Origin of the sequence: Paenibacillus apii, from assembly GCF_011043685.1 — a bacterium.
Taxonomy (GTDB): domain Bacteria; phylum Bacillota; class Bacilli; order Paenibacillales; family Paenibacillaceae; genus Paenibacillus_AQ; species Paenibacillus_AQ sabinae.
In genome coordinates this window covers 1-1184 of record NZ_JAAKGU010000029.1, presented here as the reverse complement: position 1 = coordinate 1184, position 1184 = coordinate 1, and the positions used below count along the sequence as shown (strand labels likewise).

Below are 1184 nucleotides of genomic sequence, written 5' to 3'. Positions count from 1 at the left end.
ACCTGGCCGCGTTTTGGGCGTTTGGCGTCGCTTGGATCTGGGCCGTATTTCGCCGCATGATTTTCTTCCGCACGCTCGAACAGATCGTAATACTTGTCTCCAAGCTCTGGTTTCTGGTTCTTGTAATAGACCTTCGGTCCCGCTGTAGCCGGGATCAGATAGATCGTGCCGTCCGGGTTAACCGTATATTCCACGGATTTACCGTTCTGCGATTCGATGAATTTCGAGGTTCCGGCAGCGGTGTTATCGCTCTTGATCGGCTTCGTGCGGGCGTAAATATGGTCATGCCCCTGAAGGACAAAATCAATATCCAGCTCTGCCATCAGCGGGGCGATCTTATTCCGCACTCCGTTTGGTCCTATGATGTCAGTGTCAGTCGCATGGTTCGACGTCGTGTACGGCCCCTTGTGAATGTTCACGATAATCCACTGGGCGCCGGCCGCCTTGGCTGCCTTCACATCACTTTTCAGCCACTCTACCTGATCCTTGGAGAAATCCGCATACTCCTCCGAGTTCTCATTCGTGTTCAGCACCACAAAATGCGCGTTGCTGTAATCGTAAGAGTAATACGCTCCGGTCTCTGTTGCCGAGCCTGCGGCCGGTTTGACGTCAAAATGCTCGATGAACGCCTTGTTCTCGTCTTCATGGTTGCCCGCAGCCGGCACAATCGTTGTGTTCAGCAAGCTTTGCTGGGAATGGCCCAGCAGCCAGTTCCACTGCTCTTCCTTGACTCCGTTATCAACAATGTCGCCGTTATGGACCACAAAGTCGGCATTCGGAACCGTCGCCAGCGCTTTGGCCAGCGTTTCGGAGGAAAGGATCGCTTCGTCCTCGCTCTTCGCCTGTGTATCGGCCAGATCAATGAACGTGAAGGCTCCGCCTGCAGGCGCCGTCTTGAACGTTCCCGGCTCACTCCATACATTCAGCGCGGCGTCCCCCACGCGGAAATAATAGGCGGTGTCTGCCTTGAGGCCGGTTGCTTCGGCTTTATGCACATTTTCCAGAGGAGAGTTTGTAGATACCCGGGTTATTCCCTTGAACGTAAGGCCAGTGTCAAACTCCGCTCTTCCATAGGTTGCTTCAATAACCTGTACAGTGCTGTCTTGAGAAGCCTTTGGCGTATACCACGTGAACCCCTTGGAAGTTTTGGGGTCGCCATTAAACGTTACCGTTACCTTGCTGAC

Annotated in this window: 1 protein-coding gene; it reads right to left on the bottom strand. The window is 53.7% G+C overall.

Annotated features, from left to right (window positions below; translation table 11 throughout):
* Nucleotides 1–1184 (bottom strand): purple acid phosphatase family protein (locus G5B47_RS25225; RefSeq protein ID WP_165104221.1); only part of this gene is annotated, 1184 nt, incomplete at both ends.